Annotated in this window: 14 protein-coding genes and 1 pseudogene; 14 read left to right on the top strand and 1 reads right to left on the bottom strand. The window is 59.4% G+C overall.

Annotation, left to right across the window (positions count from 1 at the left end; all coding sequences use genetic code 11):
• The first annotated feature begins 590 nt into the window (after window positions 1-590).
• The 9 genes and pseudogenes from ACVWYQ_RS16480 to ACVWYQ_RS16440 all read left to right on the top strand — a co-directional run bounded on the left by ACVWYQ_RS16480 (window position 591) and on the right by ACVWYQ_RS16440 (window position 11,699).
• A complete protein-coding gene (locus ACVWYQ_RS16480) occupies window positions 591-1,853 on the top strand; it encodes a lysine N(6)-hydroxylase/L-ornithine N(5)-oxygenase family protein (protein WP_456725979.1) in 1,263 nt (420 codons plus the stop codon).
• Window positions 1,850-3,745: a class I tRNA ligase family protein gene (locus ACVWYQ_RS16475; RefSeq protein WP_456725978.1), complete on the top strand. Its 1,896-nt coding sequence runs from the start codon at window positions 1,850-1,852 to the stop codon at window positions 3,743-3,745. Before ACVWYQ_RS16480 ends, ACVWYQ_RS16475 begins: the two co-directional genes overlap by 4 nt.
• Window positions 3,742-4,980 (top strand): ATP-grasp domain-containing protein, encoded by a 1,239-nt coding sequence (locus tag ACVWYQ_RS16470; protein ID WP_456725977.1) that lies wholly within the window; start codon window positions 3,742-3,744, stop codon window positions 4,978-4,980. Before ACVWYQ_RS16475 ends, ACVWYQ_RS16470 begins: the two co-directional genes overlap by 4 nt.
• 3 nt (window positions 4,981-4,983) lie before the next feature.
• Window positions 4,984-6,180, top strand: a complete 1,197-nt coding sequence (locus ACVWYQ_RS16465; protein ID WP_456725976.1) for a saccharopine dehydrogenase C-terminal domain-containing protein — start codon at window positions 4,984-4,986, stop codon at window positions 6,178-6,180.
• Window positions 6,110-7,345: an ATP-grasp domain-containing protein gene (locus ACVWYQ_RS16460; RefSeq protein WP_456725975.1), complete on the top strand. Its 1,236-nt coding sequence runs from the start codon at window positions 6,110-6,112 to the stop codon at window positions 7,343-7,345. The genes ACVWYQ_RS16465 and ACVWYQ_RS16460 overlap by 71 nt, the downstream gene beginning before the upstream one ends.
• 20 nt (window positions 7,346-7,365) lie before the next feature.
• Window positions 7,366-8,589 (top strand): hypothetical protein, encoded by a 1,224-nt coding sequence (locus tag ACVWYQ_RS16455; RefSeq protein WP_456725974.1) that lies wholly within the window; start codon window positions 7,366-7,368, stop codon window positions 8,587-8,589.
• Between the two features lie 540 nt (window positions 8,590-9,129).
• Window positions 9,130-10,653: pseudogene (locus ACVWYQ_RS16450) on the top strand (ISL3 family transposase).
• A 412-nt stretch (window positions 10,654-11,065) separates the two neighbouring features.
• Window positions 11,066-11,254, top strand: a complete 189-nt coding sequence (locus ACVWYQ_RS16445; protein WP_456727164.1) for a type II toxin-antitoxin system HicA family toxin — start codon at window positions 11,066-11,068, stop codon at window positions 11,252-11,254.
• A 52-nt stretch (window positions 11,255-11,306) separates the two neighbouring features.
• Entirely contained in the window at window positions 11,307-11,699 is a 393-nt protein-coding gene (locus tag ACVWYQ_RS16440; RefSeq protein WP_456725973.1) for a type II toxin-antitoxin system HicB family antitoxin, read from the top strand.
• Between the two features lie 591 nt (window positions 11,700-12,290).
• On the opposite strand, the gene ACVWYQ_RS16435 is transcribed toward ACVWYQ_RS16440, so the two are convergent.
• The gene (locus ACVWYQ_RS16435) at window positions 12,291-12,497 is read right to left on the bottom strand and encodes a cold-shock protein (protein ID WP_260380644.1); all 207 of its coding nucleotides are present in this window, start codon (window positions 12,495-12,497) and stop codon (window positions 12,291-12,293) included.
• A gap of 149 nt (window positions 12,498-12,646) precedes the next feature.
• Here ACVWYQ_RS16435 and ACVWYQ_RS16430 point away from each other — a divergent pair, with 149 nt between their 5' ends.
• The 5 genes from ACVWYQ_RS16430 to ACVWYQ_RS16410 all read left to right on the top strand — a co-directional run bounded on the left by ACVWYQ_RS16430 (window position 12,647) and on the right by ACVWYQ_RS16410 (window position 20,591).
• Window positions 12,647-12,970: a hypothetical protein gene (locus ACVWYQ_RS16430; RefSeq protein WP_456725972.1), complete on the top strand. Its 324-nt coding sequence runs from the start codon at window positions 12,647-12,649 to the stop codon at window positions 12,968-12,970.
• Window positions 12,971-13,315: 345 nt separating this feature from the next.
• A complete protein-coding gene (locus ACVWYQ_RS16425) occupies window positions 13,316-13,450 on the top strand; it encodes a hypothetical protein (RefSeq protein WP_275519953.1) in 135 nt (44 codons plus the stop codon).
• 846 nt (window positions 13,451-14,296) lie between these two features.
• Entirely contained in the window at window positions 14,297-15,706 is a 1,410-nt protein-coding gene (locus ACVWYQ_RS16420) for an MATE family efflux transporter (protein ID WP_456727163.1), read from the top strand.
• Window positions 15,707-16,553: 847 nt separating this feature from the next.
• Window positions 16,554-18,056, top strand: a complete 1,503-nt coding sequence (locus ACVWYQ_RS16415; RefSeq protein ID WP_456725971.1) for an alkaline phosphatase family protein — start codon at window positions 16,554-16,556, stop codon at window positions 18,054-18,056.
• A gap of 807 nt (window positions 18,057-18,863) precedes the next feature.
• A complete protein-coding gene (locus ACVWYQ_RS16410; protein WP_456725970.1) occupies window positions 18,864-20,591 on the top strand; it encodes an outer membrane beta-barrel protein in 1,728 nt (575 codons plus the stop codon).
• Window positions 20,592-21,402 lie beyond the last annotated feature (811 nt).

Here is a 21,402-nt window from a genome sequence, read left to right as displayed (position 1 = left end):
GAATACCAGTACCAGAGGAACGTCGGGAACCGCGCGCTCGAGCTGCTCGGCAAAGAATCGGGCATGTTCATTAACCGCAAGGAGGTCGGCAAGCCGGGCGACTTCGCGGGTATGACAGAAACGAACTTGCAGAGTTTATCGCGCGCGAAGAAGCGGGAGTTGGCGACGGCGCTCAGGCAACGTGAGCTGCGAGGCCCAAAAAGGGAATGCAGAAGCCTCACTGAGTAGGTGAGGCAGATCAACCGGCGGTACCGCGCCCGCACCGCGCGAATCCCGGAGCCAACGATTGCCGGGCTGTGCAGGCCACCGAACTCACACCGCCCTTGTCGGATATGACGCAGCCCCGATCGTCAGCCTTGAGACAATTCGTGCACGTGACGCGACGCTCGATTCAAGCGTCTCGCCGATAGTTGCATCAAGCGCTTGCAGAAGCGCCGCGATTTCAGTTCGGCACGCCGCTTGCTTCATGCAAGGAGCATCACGAAGCAACCGATGATGTAGGGGCGGACCGAGCGCGTGTACCCAGCACGCACAGCCCGCACCATTTCTAGTTGGCCGTGAAGAGGACCGGCACATGGGAGCTTCGTCGCATGTATGACGTAATTGGTATCGGAATTGGTCCGTTTAACCTCAGCCTTGCCGCTCTCATGAAGCCGACCGGACTACGGTGCCTATTCATTGACGATAAGCCGAGTTTTGCCTGGCACGCCGGAATGGCATTTTCGAACGCTAAGTTACAAGTGTCACATGTCAAAGACTGTGTGTCGCTCGTAGATCCAACCAGTACGTTTTCATTTCTCAACTTTTTGCACCGAAGTGGGCGGCTCCACGCGTTCGTCAATCGACGGTCCGGTGCAGTGTCTCGCAAGGAGTTTTCTCAATATTTCGCCTGGGTCGCAGATCAGCTTCCGTATCTTAGATTTGGGCAAAAGGCACTGGATGTGCGGCCCGAAATATCACATTTCCGCGTCACGACCACTGAGGCGGAATATCAGGCCCGACATGTCGTACTTGGGCTCGGAATCTGCCCCAACGTGCCGGATTGCGCGCGTCCTTTGTTGGGCGAACGCGTCTATCACGTGGCAGACTATCTCAATAGGGCGCCTCCGGCCGCAGGAGAACGAGTCTTGCTCGTCGGCGGGGGGCAAAGCGGCAGCGAGGTGATGGAACAGCTACTCGCGGGCCCACCCCTGAAGCAGATACTTTGGGTTACGCCCCGCGACAACCTTGAACCGAGGGACGACTGCGCATTCACCAACGAGTATTATACGCCTGCCTATTTCCGCCACTTTCAAGCTCAGCCGCTCTCACGTCGGCGCGAATGGGTGCAGGTCAAGAGGCTGAGCAGCGACGGCGTATCGCTGGATCTTACAAATCAACTCTTCGACAAAATCTATGAACGTCGCTTCGTCGACAGTGAGAACGACGGCGTCCGGTTGATCGTCAGTGCTTGCCTCGAAGGTTTGCGGCAGAATGGAGCGGGCTTCGAAGTTACGCTCAAGTGCACCGAGACCGCAGCAACACGCAGGGCGCCGGTCGACTGTGTGATCTTGGCCACCGGTTTTGTCCCCCACACGCCGCCATTCTTCGACCGCATCATGCAGCTCGCCTGCATTGAGGATAGTTTGCCCAGGATCAGATCGGACTATTCACTGGAGAGCCGGATAGCCCTGCCAGGCAAGATCTACTTCCAGAACAGAACCCGCATCCAGCATGGTTTGCAGAACGCGAATCTGTCTCTCGTCGCCTATCGCAACGCAACGATCGTCAACAGCATCATGGGAAAGGAGTTCTATCCGGTGGACATGGATCCATCGATGTTGTCGCGTCTGGCTGAACTGGAGGAGGAATGATAAGAAAGCTGCGCGATAACATCGTGGCACGCCATTTTAGGGCCTCTAAATTTGCCCTCGAGAGTGGCGAGTCCACGCGCTTGGATTGCCACGCCGACAGCGAGATGTTGTTCGTGTTCTCCGGCACCGGCTCGCTCACCTATGGCGACGGGTCGCTCTCTACCACACAGCTCGGCCCCGGAGACATGCTGCTGATGTCTCCGTTCACTACCCATCTTATCAAGAACGATGGGGCGGAACTCCTGGTCGTGGGAAATGCTTGGTGGGAAGATCGGCAGACCGTTGACGAAAGCGTCAAAGCCCCCACCAAGGCGCCGCGCACGCGCCTCGTTCTGCCGAGCTTTACAACGCCGAACGGGCGGATGCATCTTGGGCATCTGGCGGGGCCGGTGGTCGCTGCCGACATGTTTACGCGAGCGCAAAGGACACTTGGGCTCGACTGTTACCAGCTTTGTGGGACATTGGGTTTTCAGACGCATGTGGCGATCACCGCTGCGCGCGAAGGGCGGAGCTACCAAGAAACCTCGCGCGCCTACTCGGATGATTTTCTCGCTAACTACCGTCTGCTGGGGGTGGACTTCGATGTGTTCGCGACGCTCGACGAATTGCCGCGTTTCGAACGGGTCGCTCGCGAGTTCTTAGCCACGCTGGACGCCGGCGACCATCTCATCGAGAAAACTGCCCGCGTTCCGTATTGTGAGCACGGGCACGGATACTTGTTCGAAGCCCACGTGCGCGGCTCCTGTCCGCACTGTGGCGAAGTGATCAGCTCGGAATGCGAGAACTGCGCGCTGTTCGTGCCGGATGAAGAGCTGATGGATCCGGTCTGCAATCATTGCAACCGGCCGGCAGCGTGGCGGCCGCTGAAGCGCATGTTCGTGCCGCTGGAGCCGCATCGCGCAGTGCTCGAGCGATACCTGATGTCGGGGGCCTACGTCGGCAAAATGCCGGATTTCGTCGCCCGGGTGTTGCAGCGCAAGCTGCCGGACATTCCGCTCGGAATCTGTTCATCGGACGGACTTGCTCTCCCGCTGCACGGGCAAGAGGACCAGAACCTCTATTCGGCCGTCGAGCTCGCCCCCCGCTTCTTGACGGCACAGGATATGCTTGCCTCCCGTGCGGAGCTCGGCTCGGACGAGGTCGAGCTCGTGCTCTTTTTTGGCTCCGACAACGCGTATCTGCGCTGCATCACCTTCCCAATCCTGCTCCACCTTTACGACGCGAGCAGATTTCGCATCGTGGGGTTTTTTGGCAACGAATTCTACCAGCTTGACGGCCGTAAGCTCTCCACCTCGCGCGGCCATGTCATATACGCCGACGATCTCACCCGCCAGGGAATTCCGGCCGACTGGCTGCGCCTATATGTCTGCCATACCCGTCCATCGGTTGCCTCGACGAGCTTTAGCTTTCGCGAGGCCCTTGACTGGATCGAACGGCGCCGCGGCCTGCTGGCATCCGTCATTCATCACATCAGCCAGTCGGTTGAAACGCGTCACGGCGGGACCGTCCCGGAGGCCGGCACTTGGGAACGCCTGCATCGCGCATTCTATCAACACCTTTGCGAGCGTCAGCAAGAGGGCCGGCGGCTATTCTCGGTCGAAGGATTCGACCCGCGGCGGATCGCGGAGCTAATCGACCGCTTGCTTCACGACCTTGATGGATTCGCAACAGAAGCGCTTGGCGCGCGCTATCACCCGGGCATCGAGCGCGCCGCCTGCGCCCTCAGCGTTGCCGGCCTGCGGCTGTGGGCGACGCTTGCCTGGCCGGTGATGCCCGGGCTCTGCACCGCACTCCTGGCGCGCCTTGGGATTCGAGAAGCGCCATATCTGAACCACGCCTTGCAATGGGTTCCGGCGGGGCGATCCTTCGACACCAGAGGCTGGACTGTATGACGGAGTTTCTCCTCTATATCAATTATCGCCGACTCATACGAGAAAGCATTCGTGCATTCGAAGCGGCACATCGGCTCGGATACCGCGTCGCTGTGCTTGGTCAGCCGCTGCCACCGGAACTTGCCTGCTACGTCGACGAGTGGCGCCAATGTAATCCCGCAAGCCTTGTCTCGCTCGAGAGCGCCGTCGAGGAGATCAGAAAGTGTATCCAAATTGCCGGTGTGGTCTGCTTTACGGAAACTGCTGTGGAAGCCTGCGCCATCGTTGCCGCGAAATTGCGGCTGCCCGGGTTGCCGCACGCATGCGTGTCCGCGGTGCGGGACAAATCGATACTGCGCGAGCGAACTCAATCCGTTTCCGGCCTCACGCACCGCCTTTTGCAGAATGATAGTGATCTGGAAGAGTTCATCAGTGTGGCGGGACTTCCGGTCATCGTGAAACCGGTGAACGCCTCGGGCAGCACCGGGATCTACCTCATTCGCGAGCCTGCCGACCTGAATGTCTTTCATTCCACTCGCAAGAAGATCGGCAATCCGTCGTACGACCTGACTTTGCGCCGGGAAACGCTTACGTTCCTGGCGGAACGTTATATCGGCGGGCAGGAGGTGAGTGTGGAAGGGTACGTTTGCAGCGGTGAAGTCACCGTTGTCGGGATCACGCACAAGCTCACCTCGGATCCCTATTGCCTGGAGGTGCGGCATATTTTCCCTGCCGACCTCGATGGTGAGATGCGCAGCATGATTGAAGCAAAGACCAAAGACTACGTGCTGGCGCTGTGCCTGGACAATGCATCCTTCCACCTCGAAGGCAAGTACGACGGCTCGCAGTTCGCGCTCATTGAGGTTGCTGCCCGGCCGGGAGGCGATTACATCGCGTCGCATCTGGTTCCGCTTGCGTTGCACTATGACTTCTACGAAAACCTTGCTCGCATTGCGGTGGGCACGGCACCTCTGCCTCCGCCCGCGCCGCAGCGGGTGGCCGGGATCCATTACGTCTTGGCCAAACAGGAAGGGCGGCTGCTCGGCTATCGCGGCCTCGAGGCGGTTCTCGATCACCCTTGGGTCGAGCAGGCGATCGTCGAAACATCCATCGGTACACACATTGTGCTTCCGCCGAGCGATTTCCGTCTTCAACGTCTGATCGCGGTGATCAGCACCGCGCCGAGCCAAGCATTGCTCACGAAGCACCTCGATTGGGTATCGGAGACGATCACCCCAGTCTTCGCCCTCGAGTGAAACATGCAGACGGACGTCATAGGCGCGGGTGCGATGGGCAAGGGAATGGCGGCGCTGCTGCGCGACGCCTTTCCGCACTGGACGGTCCGCCTCATCGACCGCGATATGAGCGCGCTCACGGCTGCGCGCCAGGCTTGGAAATGTGAGATCTTGTGCACCGACCAGCCGCAGCAGGCAGAACTCGCACCCGTGGTGATCTGTGCCGCGACTTGGCCGGTCACGTTGGGTGTGATCGAGAGCCTAGCGAGCCGCGCTACACGTGGTTTGCTGGTGAGTATCAGCCGGCCGGCTGCCGAGGACGTGCCACGCGTGCAGCAAGCGCTGATCCAAGCTCCGAGTCTTGCGACGGTTCTGCCCTGCGGGCTGGAGCCGGGGCTGACGGAGATCCTGGCGGGCTATCTGCTGGAATCCACTGAGGAGGTGCAGTCGCTTCGTATCTGTTGCGGTGGGATCGTAGTGCCACGCCCGGCCAATCCTCTCGGCTACAAAAGACTCTTCGGCACTTCGCACCTCCCCCTCGCCAAGCGCGACGCCTATTGCATCCGCGATGGCGCCCTTTGCGTCGTTCCGCGGTTTTCCGATGTTCAACAACTCGCTTGGCCCGGCATCGGGGTGCTCGAGCACTGGCATGACGGGATGCAGCCGCGGCTCTCGGAGCATCCGAAATTGTCGCGGCCGGGTGTCGATGCCGACCAACGCACATTGCGTTGGACCAGATATGTCGAACTGGTCGCATTGCTCGATCAACTCGGCGTCTTGGCCGAGGATGCCGTGGACGAAAATACGGGCCTCACCCCAAAGCAGCTTTTCGAGCGGGCCACCCAGCGCACCTTCGGCTTGGCGGAGAACGAACAGACAAAGACGCTTCTGGCAATCGAGCTCGCCGGAAGTCTGCACGGGCGGCGGTCTGTGCAGGGTTTGCGGCTTACCTTCACCGACCGCGTCGACGTGCGCTCGATGGCTCTGGCCACCTGCTTGCCCGTGGTGTTCCTGGTCAACTGGCTGACGGGCGCCGGAAAAGCCGTTGGCGGATTTCACTATCCGGAGACCATTATCACCCCGCAGATAGCGCCGGTCATGCTCGACTGGCTCGCGCGTCGAGGTGTCGAGATAACAATGGACAGATACGATGACGATGCGGAAGAAGGCACTGCTGGTCTTGGGGGGAGCGAGCGAGATTCAGTCCCGTCACCTCTATGATCAGGCGCGGGCGCAAGGCATGCGGGTGGTGTTGACGGACACGCCCAAGCGTCTCGAGCAGGCCATTCAATTGCATGATCTCGCCGATGAGGTCCATCCCCTCGACTTCGAGGATGTGAGCGCCTGTCTCAAGTGGGTTGGCAAATATCCCCGACGCGAGCTTCTTGCCGGAGCATTCAGCTTCAAAGAAAAAGCGCAGCCGGCGATCGCCGCGCTCGTTCGCCGCTTTGGATTCAAGGGCCCCAGCGAGCGTGCGCATGAGTGCACCACCAACAAGTTTGTCTGCCGAGACACCTTGCGGGCGGCCGGATTTGCTCAGCCGGAAGCCAGGCTGTGCCGATCCGGCGAGGCAATCGATCAGGCGTTTGCCGAGCTCTCGCGCCGGCATCGCAAACTCATTCTTAAGCCGATGATCGGGTATGGCAGCGAGAACGTCTTTCTGGTGGATAGCGCGACGGCTCTTGCCACTGCGCTTGCGCAGCTCAGGCCAGCAAGCGAGCGGCCCTTCTTGCTCGAATCGTTCGTCGAGGGCCGGGAGTTCAGCGCGGAGGGCTTGTGTGTCCGTGGCTTGCCGAGGGTCTTGAGCTTGACGCAAAAATTCGTGATCGGCGGTGGCAATTTCGTCGAGTGCGGCCATGTCGCGCCGGCCGATCTTCCGCCTGCTTTGCGTGAGCGCGCGATCACGGTCGTGCAGAGCGCCGTGCATGCCGTCGGTCTGACTTTTGGCATGTTTCATGCCGAGTTCTGGGCTTGCGATGCCGGCGAGATCGTCATGGGGGAAATTCACTCCCGACCCGGAGGCGACTACATTACGCACCTGACACAGCACGTGACCGGGACCGCTTATTACGGCAGTGTGTTTGCCCAGATGCTGTGCGCTGATGCCGGCCTGGTGATGCTTCCCGCGGCCCGCTGCGGAGCCGCCGGCATCCGATACTTCGTCCCGCCCGCCGGCAGGGTGACGGAAATCACCGGATATGATCGTCTGTCCGAAATGCCTGGGTATGCCGGTGCCGCGATGTTGATCAAGGTCGGTGACACCGTGAAGCCCGTCCGCCACTCGTTCGACCGCGTTGGTCATGTGCTTGCCACCGGGGCGAGCGCCACCGAAGTTAAGGACCGGCTCGAGCGCATGATCATGGCGGTCGCCATCACCGTTCAATGATGAACAGCCCGCGCGCAACCATGCTCCAACTGAAGCCCGCGCAGCGTATGTTCTGGAACGTGTTCGCTCAGAATTGTCTCAATAACTACGGCTACTTTGCGCCGCTCTCTGTGCTCGGCCTCTATCTTCTCGACCGATCGCTCTCGGCGGCTCAGGTCGGTACTCTGTTGCTGCTCCTGTCCGCTTCCGGCCGAGCGTCGCGCGCCTTATTCGCTCCACTACTGGACCGCATTCCCACGCTTTATGCCCTGACGACAACCTATCTCGTGATGGGGGCGGGCTATATCATCGTGGCGGAGAGCGCCGCGTTTGTCGGGACCGCGCTCGGACTGTTTATGGTCGGCACCGCTTACGGATCGTGCAGCTTGCTGCTGCGCGTAATTACGGTCCGGCTGCGCGAGGATCAATCTCTCCGTTTGATGCTAGCGAAGCTCGCCGTGGGCACGAATATCGCTGCCACGCTGGGACCGTTGCTCTCGAGCCTGCTGTACGTGCAAATGGCGCCGAACGCCCCCTTCCTCGTCACCGGCTTGGTGATGGTGTCGGGTGGGTTGGTCTGCCATGCCTTTTTGGGGAACGAGCTGCCAGTACTGGACCGCGGCGGCAACTGGTGGAAGTCGCTGCTGCACAGCGCAACGCGGTCCGACCTTCGCTTGGTATTCGTGGCGACTACCTTCACGTGGTTCGCCCTGGCACAGATCTTTTCGTTTGCGCCGATCGTGCTAGGCCGTTTGTTGGCCGGCCCGGAAACCGTTTGGACGATTGCCGGCCTCAATGCCGTCTTGGTGGTAGGGGCATCGATGCCATTGATGAAGGCGCTTGAGCGCGCGCATGTCGACGACGTCGGGTCGCTGATCTTGTCGGCGGTCCTGGTCCTGGCGTGTTTCGCGCTGCTATCAGGGTTCGTGAACCTGTTCACGCTCTACCTCGCCGTCGCATTGTTGACGGTCGTGGAGATTGTCGCCCTGCCGTCGTTGGCGGTGTTGCTTGTCCAGAATACCCCGGGAAGGGATCACCTCGCCTTGCTAGGCATCAACGCCATCGGTATGGGTCTCGGAGAAGCACTCGGCAACTTTGTTGGCGCTGTGCTCGGCAGCGCGGAGCTTCACAACACGTTCGCTTTCGCGGGAATTGCCGCCGTGTATGGTCTGGGTGCGATGTGGCTGTACCGTTTTCGCAGCAAGATGCTGGATATTGGTGGCCGGAAGGCCACGCAGGATGGCATTGACGTCGAGCGATCCTAGAGAACGCTTTTTCACCGCCGGCCTGGACTTCAACGATCGGCGCGACAAGCACATGGTCCTGCTGCGCAGCGGCCCCCAGTCGCTGCGCAAAGCTATTTCTACGGCGGCTATTTGCTATCGTTCCGTGGTGGCCTCCCATTGCGCTATTTGTGAAGATGGGCATCCCCATCCGAACACAAAGATCGTTCTTCGTAAGGTGTGCAGTTACCTGTCAAGCACGTTAGCGGCTTCTACCTAGCTCGTGCAGCTCCACGGAGGCGCGATCACTGGATGCTCGTTCCGTTTGATCACGCAGCAAGAAAGAAGTTGGATAGGGAAATAGGAGAACACTTTAGGCCGCCCGTTGTAGGCTCGATTGGCAGGATCCAATCGCCATCATCGCAATGAAACCGCGCCCAACGACGAAATAAACCGCGGGAACAACAAGCAACAACCGCTCGGCCGACCGCAATTACGTCATCGTTTGCAAATTTGGCTCTGAATCACTTTTGATGCAGTTTGAGGGATGTCTGGCGCTTTGATTGGGGAGAATCAGCAGCCATGCTGCAAGCACTCCACCGCTCCAGTCTGGTGCCGCGTGGGTTTGTTGTAGAGAGTGCGTACTACGAGGGTGATAAGGTCATTGTTGTGGTCCGGGCGTCCGGAAGCGTTGGTCTATGTCCATCGTGCGGAGCAGTATCCCCGCGCGTCCATAGCCGCTATCGAAGACGCGTGACTGATTTGCCGCTCTCGGGGCGGATCGTCCAACTCCTGGTAGTCGTCCGCCGCGTCCGCTGCGACGCCGTTCTGTGCGGGCGCCAAATCTTCACAGAGCGCTTCGCCGAAGGGGTACTGGCACCATCGGCGCGACGCACGGCGAGACTGGACTCTATCGTTCATCACCTCGGCTTGGCGCTTGCGCCGACCGGCAGCAGACTTCGCGAGGCAGCTGATGCTACCGGTGAGCAAGGATACTCTGCTGCGCGTGGTCCGACGCCGTCACCGTCCCCCGGCCGACCCGCTGAAGGTTATCGGCATTGATGATTGGGCCTGACGACGGCGCAATCACCGATACGCCAGCATCATCTGCAACTTGGAAAGGCGCCGGATCGTCACCCTGGTGCCAGATCGTGAGACCGCGACAGCCCAAGCCTGGCTCGCCGCTCATCCCACGATCACCATCGTCGCTCGCGATCGCTTCGGGGGATATGGCAAAGCTGCGGCAAGGGCCCTCCCGCACGCGGTACAGGTCGCAGCCATTTGATGGAGAACGCCAGTCGGGCCCTCCTCGACGCCGTCCGCAAATCGGTGCGCCAGATCCGCAGCGCAATCGGGGCGACAACCATCGATCCCAAACTGCCAATGCGGCCGAGCGCCTGCAGTATGAAGGATATCTTCGCCGCGAAGAGACCAATGCGACGATCTTGGGCTTGTCGAAAAGCGGAACGCCGATTAAGCAGATCGTGCGCAAGACTGGTCATAGCAGGAAGCTGGTTCGTCAGGTGATCCGTGGCGAACGCCACGATGTCTTCCGGGCCCGGCAGAGTTCGCTCGATCAGCCCATGGCTCGACGACCAATGGGCCGGTGAACTTTGGCGGGGTCCAAAGGCGCGCGGCTTCCGAGGCTCTCTTCGTGTCGTCGCAGAATGGGCAACACAGGCGGCGGGCCGAAAAGGGCCGACGCACAAACCTTCACCGGATCCCATGGGCCAGAACGATCGCTCGTCTCATGACGATTGGACGTGATACGCTCTCGAAGGCAGAGACGGTCACCGTCGCGGCGATCGAAGCTGGCGTACCAACCCTGGTCGAGGCACGCGAGATCATCGCCGAATTCCATTTGATGATGCGGCGCAGAGCCGCCCCCGAGCTGTCACCGTGGATCGAGCGCGCTCGCGCCAGTCTCGTTGCCTCATTCGCCCCCGGCGTTACGAATGACGAAGCGGCAGTTCGGCCGGCGATCAACTTACCTTGGTCCAACGGACAGAGAGAGGGGCAGATCACCCGCCTCAAACTCGTCAGGCGGCAAATGTACACCGCGGCAAAATCGATCTGCTCCAAGCCAGGCTAATCGGCGCAGAATAGAGTGGAGCTGCACCAAGATTGCGTCAGAGCCCAAACCAGCTGCGACCTACACGTTAAAAGACCAGAACACGCTGACACTGCTGCTCCGCGCTCAGCGCAACTGGTGAGTCTCAGCCAAACGGCAGCAAAAGGAGATACGAGAAAAGGCTCTATGCATTGACGTTTACCTCCAAGGAAGTCTCCGGCATGCCCGCCGGTGGCCTCCTACACCTATGGCTAAATTGTTTGGTCAGAGCGGCGCCTTGATCTTTTGCGCAGATAGCGACCGCAGCACGTTGCGCTTTAAGCCCAGGCCGCTTCGCCCTTGGCGATCGGTTTAGGCCTGATAGTTTGCGTCGAGACCATGCCGGCAGACGCCGCGCGTGTGGATTTGTGTGTTGACAATCAACATAAAGTGTGTATTTATACACCAATGAAGTCGACGGACATCATTGCAGCCCTGAAAGCCGATGGTTGGACGCAGGTGGCCCAGAAAGGCAGCCACGTTCAGTTCAAGCATCCGATCAAACCGGGGCGCGTGACGGTCCCTCACCCTAAGAAGGACATTCCGATTGGAACGGTCCGGAGCATCGAAAAGCAGTCCGCACTGAAGCTGAGATAAGCGGGCGCTGGATAGCGTCCGCGAGAGCCACTGGGGCTCACTGGAGAGCATCATGCGATACTACATCGCCCTAATTCACAAGGACGCAGATAGCGACTACGGCGTCTCGTTTCCTGATCTTCCTGGCGTCATCAGCGCAGGAAGCACTTTGGACGAAGCTCGCGAGATGGCGGCGGAAGCTTTGGCCCTTCATCTTCGAGGATTGGCTGAGGATGGTGAAGCCGTTCCAGAGCCTTCGTCTCTCGAGCAGATCATGGCCAATGCAGATAACAAGGATGGCGTTGCCGTCTTGATCCCGGCCCCAGCCGAAGAGGTAAAGAGCGTCCGCGTGAACATCACCCTGCCCGCGGACGTTTTGAGCGAGATTGACCGACACGCGGAGCAGCAAGGCTTCACGCGTTCTGGCTTCCTTGCTCAGGCAGCGAAGAAGGCGTTGGCAGCCTAAAGAGCGTTAACGTTGATGTTAGCGGCCTCTTGTGCTGGGCGCGTGGCGCCTTGCTCGGCTTACCGCCATCGCCGCGTTCCGTTCGATCGAACGACACGGCCGCACGGGCGAGGATCCGCTCTACCCTCACCCAATTGCGCGGCCGGCTATACTGAGGAGGCGCAGCTGCAGGAGCTATGCGGGCTTTGAGAGTCATGGATGAGGGCTGGAGAGTTCTTTTCGCGATCGCGGCAACGGCGGTCGTCGTCAGCGGCGCGTTGCTCGCTATCCGGTTCCTCATCGGACTTTCCGCCTGATCTGCCGTCGCTTTCGCGACGCCTACTGCCTATATTCTAAGATCGATCGTTGCTCGGCCAATGGATTGACGAGCTAATCGAGTATTCGCGCGTTAACGAAGCGACAGGTTTGTCGCGTCCGTTGCTGCAATGTCGGACGACGCTCGGAGCGGACGACAGCGCCGAGCGAGTGTCGGACAGGAAGCGGCCTCAGCGGCACAAAGGAACGCGCTGAGGCGCTATCGATGCTTCTCGCGAAAGCAAGGAGCTAATCAGGACACCAAACGATCCGGCGGTTTTCCTTAAGGCGAGTCGATCAGCCGATGCGCAGATCTTCGGCGCTCATCTTGCCCGAACGATCAGCCACCAGCTCGTAGCTGACTCGAGCGCCTTCCGCGAGATTAGTGTAGCCGGCCTTCTCGACCGCGCTGATGTGAACGAAGACGTCAGCTCCCCCATCTTCCGGCCTGATGAAACCGTATCCCTTTGTCGCGTTGAACCACTTCACAATTCCCATAGCCACTGCATAATCTCCAAATTGAAGGTCTGTGAATCTATGGAAGAGCTGACCGATCACAAGGACTTCCGCACGATAGTTGCATCTCACGCTGAGCGTCCCTCACGCGTCCACAATCGCTTCCGTCGAGGATGGCTCCTGCGGGCGATCAGTCCTTGCGGCGCAGCCGGCAGAGGCGGTCGCTCATCGCCCGCCGGCTCTTCGGCCTGTGTCTCGGGCTGGCCTCCCGCAACGAACTGATCGAGCTTCTCAGTGGCGTCAAGGACCTCAAGCCTCTCGAGGATCTTTCGTCCCTGCGCAGTGATGATCCAATATCCTTCCTCTCGCGCGATCAGCCTTTGCCCGAAGATATCGAGGTTCGGCTCGCGGCTCGCAATGCGCTTCATGCGCGCCGGCCACTCGGGCCCGCTGCTGTAAAAGATCGCCAAGTGCTGTTTGACGAGTTCAAGACTGGCTCGGCCGCCGGGCTGCCCGGCTAGTATCTTGAGGATGGACAGCTGAAAGCTCATCTGGGCACGTAACGACTCAATGAAAGCAAGACAATGCCGCCGCTACCCGACGCAGGTAGCGCACATCATCGATTTTCAACGGAAAAAACTTTGCCGGGTAGGCTAACCAACGGGCCAGAGTACCACATTTCATGTGCAGCTTTCGAGCGTTCCGCTCGGAATCGTGCTGCTTGTCGGAGCCGAGCTGGGCTCGCCTCGCGAGACTGCCGATCCGGGACCCGACTCTTTCGTTCGCAATATGTTCTCGTGGCCTCGGCAGTCCACCCGCAAGCTGGCGCATGGCATCGCTGACCGGCGCGAGATCGTCGTGGCGCGATGGAGCATGCCGCCATTGCAGCAAGCGCTACTGGACCCGCCCAGAAAAAGAAGCTCGAAGCCAATGGCAAGATGGTCGATTTCAAGCAACTGCTTGGCATAGACCCGGACAGGGGCACCACCAATTTAGCGTGAACAGCGCGCATTGGAGCCGCTGGCTTTGGCCAGCAGCACCGATGGCTCATGCCGTTCAACAGCTTCCAACCATACGATGCGATTGACGACAGGGAAGGTCTGGTTCGCCCTGACAAGACCCGTCGCCTGCTAGCCTTCGATGGGCCGTCAGCGAGGCCGCGCAGCTCATCGATATGACTGCATATCGATATCTGTGATCCAGTCGAGCAAGCGCAAACATTCAGAGCTCGTGATGATCATCCCGGCAGGACTTCATAACCGATGAAAATCACAACTCACTGTGTGGTCGCATTGCGCCCACTCAGGCTGAACGTGCGATGCCGATCGTCTTATTTGCGACATGCTGTCGATCCGCCGACAAGTCGGTTTGGGATGAAAGCGAGCATCCAGCTGTCGCAGTTGGCACAAGCCTTGAAGGGGTTGGGATCTCTATCGATTGCTCAGGAGTGCAGGAATGGCTTAGGAGATGATGAGCCTTCAGTTCATCGGGTTGATTAGGTCCGAGTTCGGGTCCTCCAACCTTTGGCATCAACTCAGGGGCCTCCGCATGAATTCGCCTGGATCGACCTAGCTCGACTCGAATGCGCGCCGTCACCATTGCAGCGAGTGGTAATCGGCCGATCAGTTTGAGACGGCATCTGCAAGCTCTCCTCTACTTTTCGCATGCGACAATCGTGGCCGCGCTGATCGAAGCCCAGCGCCAGCTGTGTTCCATTTTGAACTTGCGGCCGCACGAGGCTGCAGTTGAAGCAGTATCGCGGACTGAGCACGAGTTCACGTCAGCAGGTGATGCTTTCGAGAAAGAGGCAGTGCTTCGCTCGCCTAGGCAAGCGGCAGCATGATGACATGGACAAAATAGCCGAGACAAACCCGACATCTAATTTGCGCCCAGAAGTGACGAGACGGGCGGCCATGCATTGTCTCGCTGTCGAGCTTGGCGAAATCGCGAAACTCGCGTGGCCAATGGTGCTGACGCAGGTTGGGCAGATCGCGATGATGTCGACTGATCTTGCCTTGATCGGTCGGATCAGCGCCGAGGCGCTTGCTGCGGCCGCGCTGGCAGGCCGGTTTTATCTCATTAGCTTCGCCTTCGGCGCGGGGCTACTCAGTGCCATCGCGCCCATGGCGGCGCGGGCGTTTGGGGCAAATAATCTAGCCGCAGTACGGGGTGCGCTGCGCATGGGACTATGGGCGGCCATGATCCTGTCTTTCCCAATCATTGCTGTGGCGCTGCGAGCAGAGCAAATACTGCTTGCGTTGGGCCAAGCCCCAGATGTTGCGCGGCTCGCCCAGCAATACCTCTTCGGATTAGGATTCTGCGCGGCGCCGGCACTTTCGTTCTTGGCCATCCGCAGTTTCATGGGCGCGGTCAATCGGCCACAGCCGGTCTTGTGGATTACGCTATCAGCGACTCCCCTGAATGCTTTGCTGGTTTATATGCTGGCCTACGGAAAGCTTGGACTGCCTCGGCTGGAGCTGCTGGGGGCAGGTCTTGCGACCACGCTGGTGAACTGCAGCATGTTTTTAGCCGGCTTGTGGTTCGCTGCACGGCGTCGTCCGTTCCGTGACTACCATGTACTTGCACATCTCTGGCGTTTCGATTGGCGCACAATGCGACAGCTCATCGCAATCGGAGTGCCGATATCAATGGCTTCATGGATCGAGTCGGGACTATTTTGGGCCACATCGATTCTGGCGGGCTTGATCAGCACCAGTGCACTGGCCGCTCATCAGATCGCTGTACAGATCGCCGCGATCCTGTTCATGATTTATGTGGGCGTTGGCACGGCCGCAGCCGTGCGCGTTGGCTATGCGGCCGGCCGCAACGACATTGCAGGCGCCAAGCAGGCATATCTGGCAGCGATGCTGATCGGTATTGTCATAGCTGCATCGTTAACGCTCGCACTGGTCGCCGCGCGTTTTGAAATCGTCGAGCTGTTTCTGGGCAGATCGGCCGGTTCGGCGGCAACGATTAGCCTTGCTGCAGACCTCCTCGTGGTCGGCGCAACACTGTTTATCACTGACGCTGTCCAGTGCATTGCGGCAGGCGGCCTGCGCGGACTGAAGGACTCGCGAATGCCGCTTCTGTTTGCGATCATTGGTTGGTGGCTGATCGGCTTTTCCCTCAGCTATTGGCTCGGTTTGAAGGTCTGTCTTGGCGCCCCTGGTATATGGATCGGCTTGTCGACCGGAACGACAATCTATGCGGCGCTTCTCGTCCTGCGGTTCCGCAACTTGACAAGCCGCGCTCACTGACGCGGGCGTAGCGCTGATGCCAAACGGCGACGAATGTCAGGTTACTTGCACTGGCCGATACGAGCGGGTCGAAATTTGAGATTGCCCGAAAATTGGACGTTGCTCCTGATGGCGCGACTGCAAGCGTAAAGAGATGCCTAGCATCGCATTATTCGATAATTCCATTTCAAAAAGCGGTTAACCGAAGTGGTTAGCTCGTTCGGGAGCTAGTAGGACTCCTCAAGGCGTCCTTCGCAGTTCGTGAGCTTTCCAACTTGTCACCCCCGGCCGAATGGCTCAACGGGTTCTCCCTTCGAAAGCGTTGCTGTGACAGGTAGCCACATGCAAAACGCGCTGACGCGATGACTCTCAATCAGGGCCTAACTTTCCACACGCCGGCCGTTGACTGCGAGCTCCGCAGCCGCGGAAATCGTGCCAAGTACCCGCGATGTATCGCAATCGCCGGAATCAAGCTGCCACACGATCCCCGGCAGCAGCAGCCACGACGCCGGGCTCGACCGCAATGCCGACCAGATCAGGATCGGCCAGCGCGCGGAGCAGGCTCGATTCGACGAAGCATTTGTTATTTTTGTTTGCGAGGCAAGGCTGCCCTTGGCTGGCTGGATGTCTCACCTGACGTCCTCACTCAGAAGCCGCTAGCGCTGAAGTCGCTGCCCAATCTCACCCAGCCCAGTCTACGACTGAGGAGAGCTGCTGGCGCTCGTACGCCATTGATCTCGGCACGGTGCCGATCAGCACGCGGGCCAGGCGTTGGGGTCCGACCCCAGCACAATGGCCTTGGGCTGCGTCGGGTCAGCCAAGCTCCGGCCGATCCGCTACCTTCCAGCTAGACCGAAAGCTTACGCTCATGTTCAACCGACCGGACCGGTGTCGGGTTCTCATCGTGCTGTTTGACGGGCTTCGGCCGGATCTCGTCAAACCATCGCTGACGCCGAATCTGATCAGGCTTCAGCGCCGCGGTGCGGTGCTGACCCGGCAGCGCACCGTTTATCCCAGCGAAACACGAATAGCGCTCACGAGCCTCATCACGGGCGCAACGCCGGATCGCCACGGCATTGTTGGCAATCAGTATCTCGACCGGCACCTTCCGGCACCGCGCTTGGTCGACACAAGTAATGCGCGTCTGATCGAGGACCTCGATGCCGCGAGCGAGGGCCATCTACTCGGTGTGCCGTCACTTGGCGAGATCCTCGCGGCGAACGGCAGGACATTGTCAGTCCTGGCATCCAACTCGGCGGGGGCAACCCGTCTGCTGAACCATAAGGCCCGAAAGCTCGGCCAGGTGACGCTCTCGGGCCACTTCCCTTACATCGCGACTTCGGCCGAGATGCTCAGGCAGGTGGAGAGCCTGCTCGGGCCGACGCCTGCGACGCCACCCCCCGGCACCCCGGATCTTGCCTCTCAAGCTTTTCTAACTTCAGCGTTCCTCGACGTCATCTGGCCTCAAATTCGGCCCGATGTCACAATTCTCTCGTTCGGCGAGCCTGATAATTCCTCGCACGTTAGTGGAACAGGCGCGCGAAAGACGCTGGAAGCGATCAGCTTTGTCGATCGGCAGTTTGGCCGCGTACTCGATTGGTGGGAAGCTGAAGGCGTGTACCAAGGCGTGCACCTGATTGCAGCCTCCGATCATGGGCACGTGACGGTGCATGGGCGAGCCGATCTCTTCGAAACGCTGGGGGCTGTGGGGCTGCGCTGTGGCCCGGCGCCGGCGACCGGGATCGATGCCATCGTCATACCTGGGCAAGTTGGAGCAATTTACCTCGCCGAGCCATCGCAGAGCGTTATCCGCCGAGCCGTCGGGGCAATGATCGAGAGGCCCTGGTGCGGTCCGGTGTTCACCGCGGGCGGGGCGGTCAATGGCATTGCACCCGGCAGCTTCGCCCGCCAATTGGTGTTCGCCGACCATGCCCGCTCGGCGGATATCCTGTTCTCGTTTCGCTCGGATGGCGGCCTCGATCCCTTTGGTCTTATCGGCCGCAGTTGGAGTGCAGATGGGCCAGTCGGCTTCGGAGTGCACGGCGGGTTGCATGCCAAGGAGATGTCGTCTGTCGGCATTTTGGCAGGACCGCTCGTCAAAGACGGCTTCGTCTCAAAAGTCCCCTCAAATATCTGCGATTTTGCGCCCTCAGTGCTCGGTCTTCTGGGCATCTCACGGCCGGCAACGATGACGGGTCGTGCCCTCACTGAGGTATTCATCGACGAGGAAGGAGACGTGCCTCGGACCATTGAAAAGGTCTACGAGACCAAGAGCGGCGCATACCACCAGCACCTTCGTCGTGTGCAGGTCGGTGACGCAGTCTATCTTGATTCTGCTGACGTGGTGGGTCGTCCCAACAACCTCACATAAACAGAGCGTCGATCCCCAGGCTTCATCGGGGGGATAACACGCAGAAAATTGTCTCTTTGCTCGTAAGCGAATCGCTCGATCGTGATCGGCCGCCATGCGCAAGCGTGGCGCGCAGGCGTCGCCATGTCACAGACGCGCAAGAAAGTGGCGTACCGCCGCTTGAACTCCGACGCTTAGAAGAGATAGCGGATGAGCTGAGGAATAAAGCCGCTGTCATTTGACGAGACCCTCGCGCGTATAAGAACAAGGAGGCGCTCGAGTCGACGATCCTTCGCTCAGACATGCCGATTGAGTACGACGTCGTGTGAGAAGAGACGTCCGAGAAACACGAAGGAGAGCCGCTCACCGCACATCTGACAACTCCTAGAACGTTTGCGGGTCGAGGCCCCGAAACAGCAAGGTACTCTGCGGTCTTCCTGAGCGCCCTTGCGTCGCCGTCTCCGAGCTCGTCGCCAGCGATGTGGACGTCCTCATCGGCTTCCCCGTTGTCGTCAGGGGACCGACGAGCCGTCCAGCCGAGGAGCGTGGAGCAAGAGAAAGGGCTCTTCACCGGAGCATTCACCACCTATCCGATCGGCCGGAGCCGGCGTGCAGCATGCGTTTCGTGTCCGACCTCAGACGCTCGGCCCGTTTCAAAATCCACCAATCTTGTTGCGATGACAACATCGAGGTCGAAAACCGCAGCGAACGCGCATTGCGTCCGCTGGCCTAGATCCTGCAAACCGCAACCGCTGTGGAGAGGCGCCAACAACGTCCACCATTTGGTTGTCGTTGCAAGGTGGCGCGCGTCTGTGTTCGTGAGGTGAAATGCGATCCCAACTTCTTTTCTGCGGCGTCATAACAGCTGCGCTCGTTACAGGCAGTGCCGTCAATTCGGCCGACCTTAAGCAGTGGGTAAAGGTCCCACCCGCCGTGTGGAGCTGGACCGGAGGATATATCGGCGGGCACGTCGGCGGGGGCTACGGGCGAACATCATTCAGCAACCCCAATGGCCAGTCACTCTATGGGGACGTTGTCAACACCCCTGTGTTCCTGGCCGGAGCTCAGATCGGCTATAACTGGCAGAGCGAGCGCTGGGTTTTCGGCGTTGAACTGGATGCTAGTCGCGCTGTCTCAGACGGTACAAACACCTGTCTTGCAGCGTCCAGCTCTGTCATCAGCGCGAACTGCAGCGCCGGTCCAAACGTGTTTGCTACCGGGACAGGTCGCGTTGGGTATGCGTTCGGCCCGCATGGCAAAACACTTTTTTATCTCAAGGGGGGGGTGGCCTGGCAGCACAATAGCGGCACTATCGCCAGCAACGGCGAACTCGTTAGGCGCGCTTACCCATTTTTGGCGACACAGAATTCCACCCATTTCGACTATGGTCGTGTCGGTGGCACAGTCGGCTTAGGCGTCGAGCAAGCACTCACGAACGCATGGTCCGTCAGCCTTGAGTACGATTACCTGAGATTCAACGGACCAAGTGTTGCGACTCCTCCGACCCTACAAGGTCCGCCGTTCGAAACCGTCCCCGCCAACACCGCCGGCCTATCGAGCAGCTATCACATCGGAAAGCTTGGACTGAACTACCATTTTGACGCACATCCAGGGACGCCAGGATGGTCAGATCGGTCGCTATACACAACGAAGCCGACCGTCAGCGCCTCGCGCAGTGGACTTGCTGACGGGTGGTCGCTGGAAGGCGGCACACGAGTGTGGTTAAGCCGAGGGAGGTTTCAATGGGACGCCGGGAATACCGATATTATATCAAGGCTCACCTATCATGGGCTGGATGCGCTTTCCGGTGAGTTGTTCGAACGGCTGGATAGCCCCTGGGGAATCTTCCTGAAGGGCAATATCGGGTTCGGACGCTTCAACAATGGAAATATGAACGATGAAGATTGGGGCATGTCTGCGCCTCCTTATCACTCGCTCACTTATCGCAACACACTGTCCGGGCAGGCCAACGGAAGGTTCACGTATTACACCACCGATGCCGGTTACGATTTCCTGCGCGGCAGCACTTACAAGGTTGGCGGGTTCATGGGCTGGAGCTACTACGGCCAGAAGTCCGACTCGATCGGATGTGTGCAGACGGCCTCCTCCAACGATGGACGTTGCCTTGCGGCGGGCGATAGAAGGATAATCGGCAGCCAAGACACTGATTGGAATGCGCTGCGCGTCGGCATCAGCGCAGAGACCACCTTGCTTGATCGCTGGCGTATTAGCGCTGACGTTGCTTACTTGCCATGGACAGAGTTTCGCGGGCGAGACAACCATCTGCTGCGCGGTCCCACGACCTTCGCCGATCAACGCGGGAGTGGTGGCGGTGGTGTGCAGCTCGAGGCAGTCCTATCCTACTCTATCACTAAGAACGTTAGCGTTGGCATCGGCGGCCGCTATTGGGCAATGTGGACTCCAGACCCAAGTGAGCTGTTCCAGACCGAAGCCAAGGCGAAGAACTCCAATCCTGTAACAGAGGGGCCTTTTTCTTCAAACTACCGGATGGAGCGATGGGGCACGTTCTTCCAGGCCTCCTACAAGTTTGACTGAACTGCGCGCTCCAGCTTCGTCCGCTCGACGTTGATCTAGAATCCAACGTCGAGCGTGCGAAGATCTGGTAATTGCTATGGCTGCCTACAGCGGCATCTTAGATCCTTCGGTCAGCACGGTATCTGCACGGGCAATTTACGATTGCGCGAGTTTTGTTTGAATCAGTGCGAGCGCCCTGCTCGGCTATTTCCATCGGCGCTGATGTAGATGGCGCCGGAATCAGCTGTTTGGTTGCTGCCGCAGTTTGTAATGCAACAACTGGGGCAGACTTGCGTGTACTTGCGATACGTTATCGGCATGAAACGGATAGGAGGCCAGATGCGCGTGCGAGTCTTTGAAGCGTGTTTGAGGTCGGATACGCCATTCCAGGTTCGGTCGCTGCGCCCTGATGCGGTTGTATGATTGAACAGCGTCGCTCACACAGGTTCTGTTAGTCAGAGCATGCCGCATCTCGGCGGCGGTGTGGGGAGATCGCCGTGCGAACGCAAGGTACGAGCAACCGATGTCCGGAAAACGCTTCAAGTGATAGATGCGTTCGTAGATGGGCTTAACTGCATGTCAGTGTTTGAAGCGCAACGACGAGCTCTTTCATGTGACATCGTCATTGCGTACGACATCGTCCTGTCAAGATGTTTATCAGACCGCGGACGTTAGGTTGATGGCGTGCATGTCGCGAACTGGACAAAGTGTAGCGGCTGCCATTCGATGAGACATTCGGTCGAGCACGCACTTTAGGCAGGCGGGCATCACATCTACTCGTGGCACACCGATTGCTACGATGACCAGTGAGAGCCGTCCCAGGCAAACCGTT

This window comes from Bradyrhizobium sp. USDA 3397 (assembly GCF_054060965.1).
The sequence above is the reverse complement of the archived record's forward strand: the minus strand, read 5'-3'. Positions and strand labels throughout refer to the sequence as shown.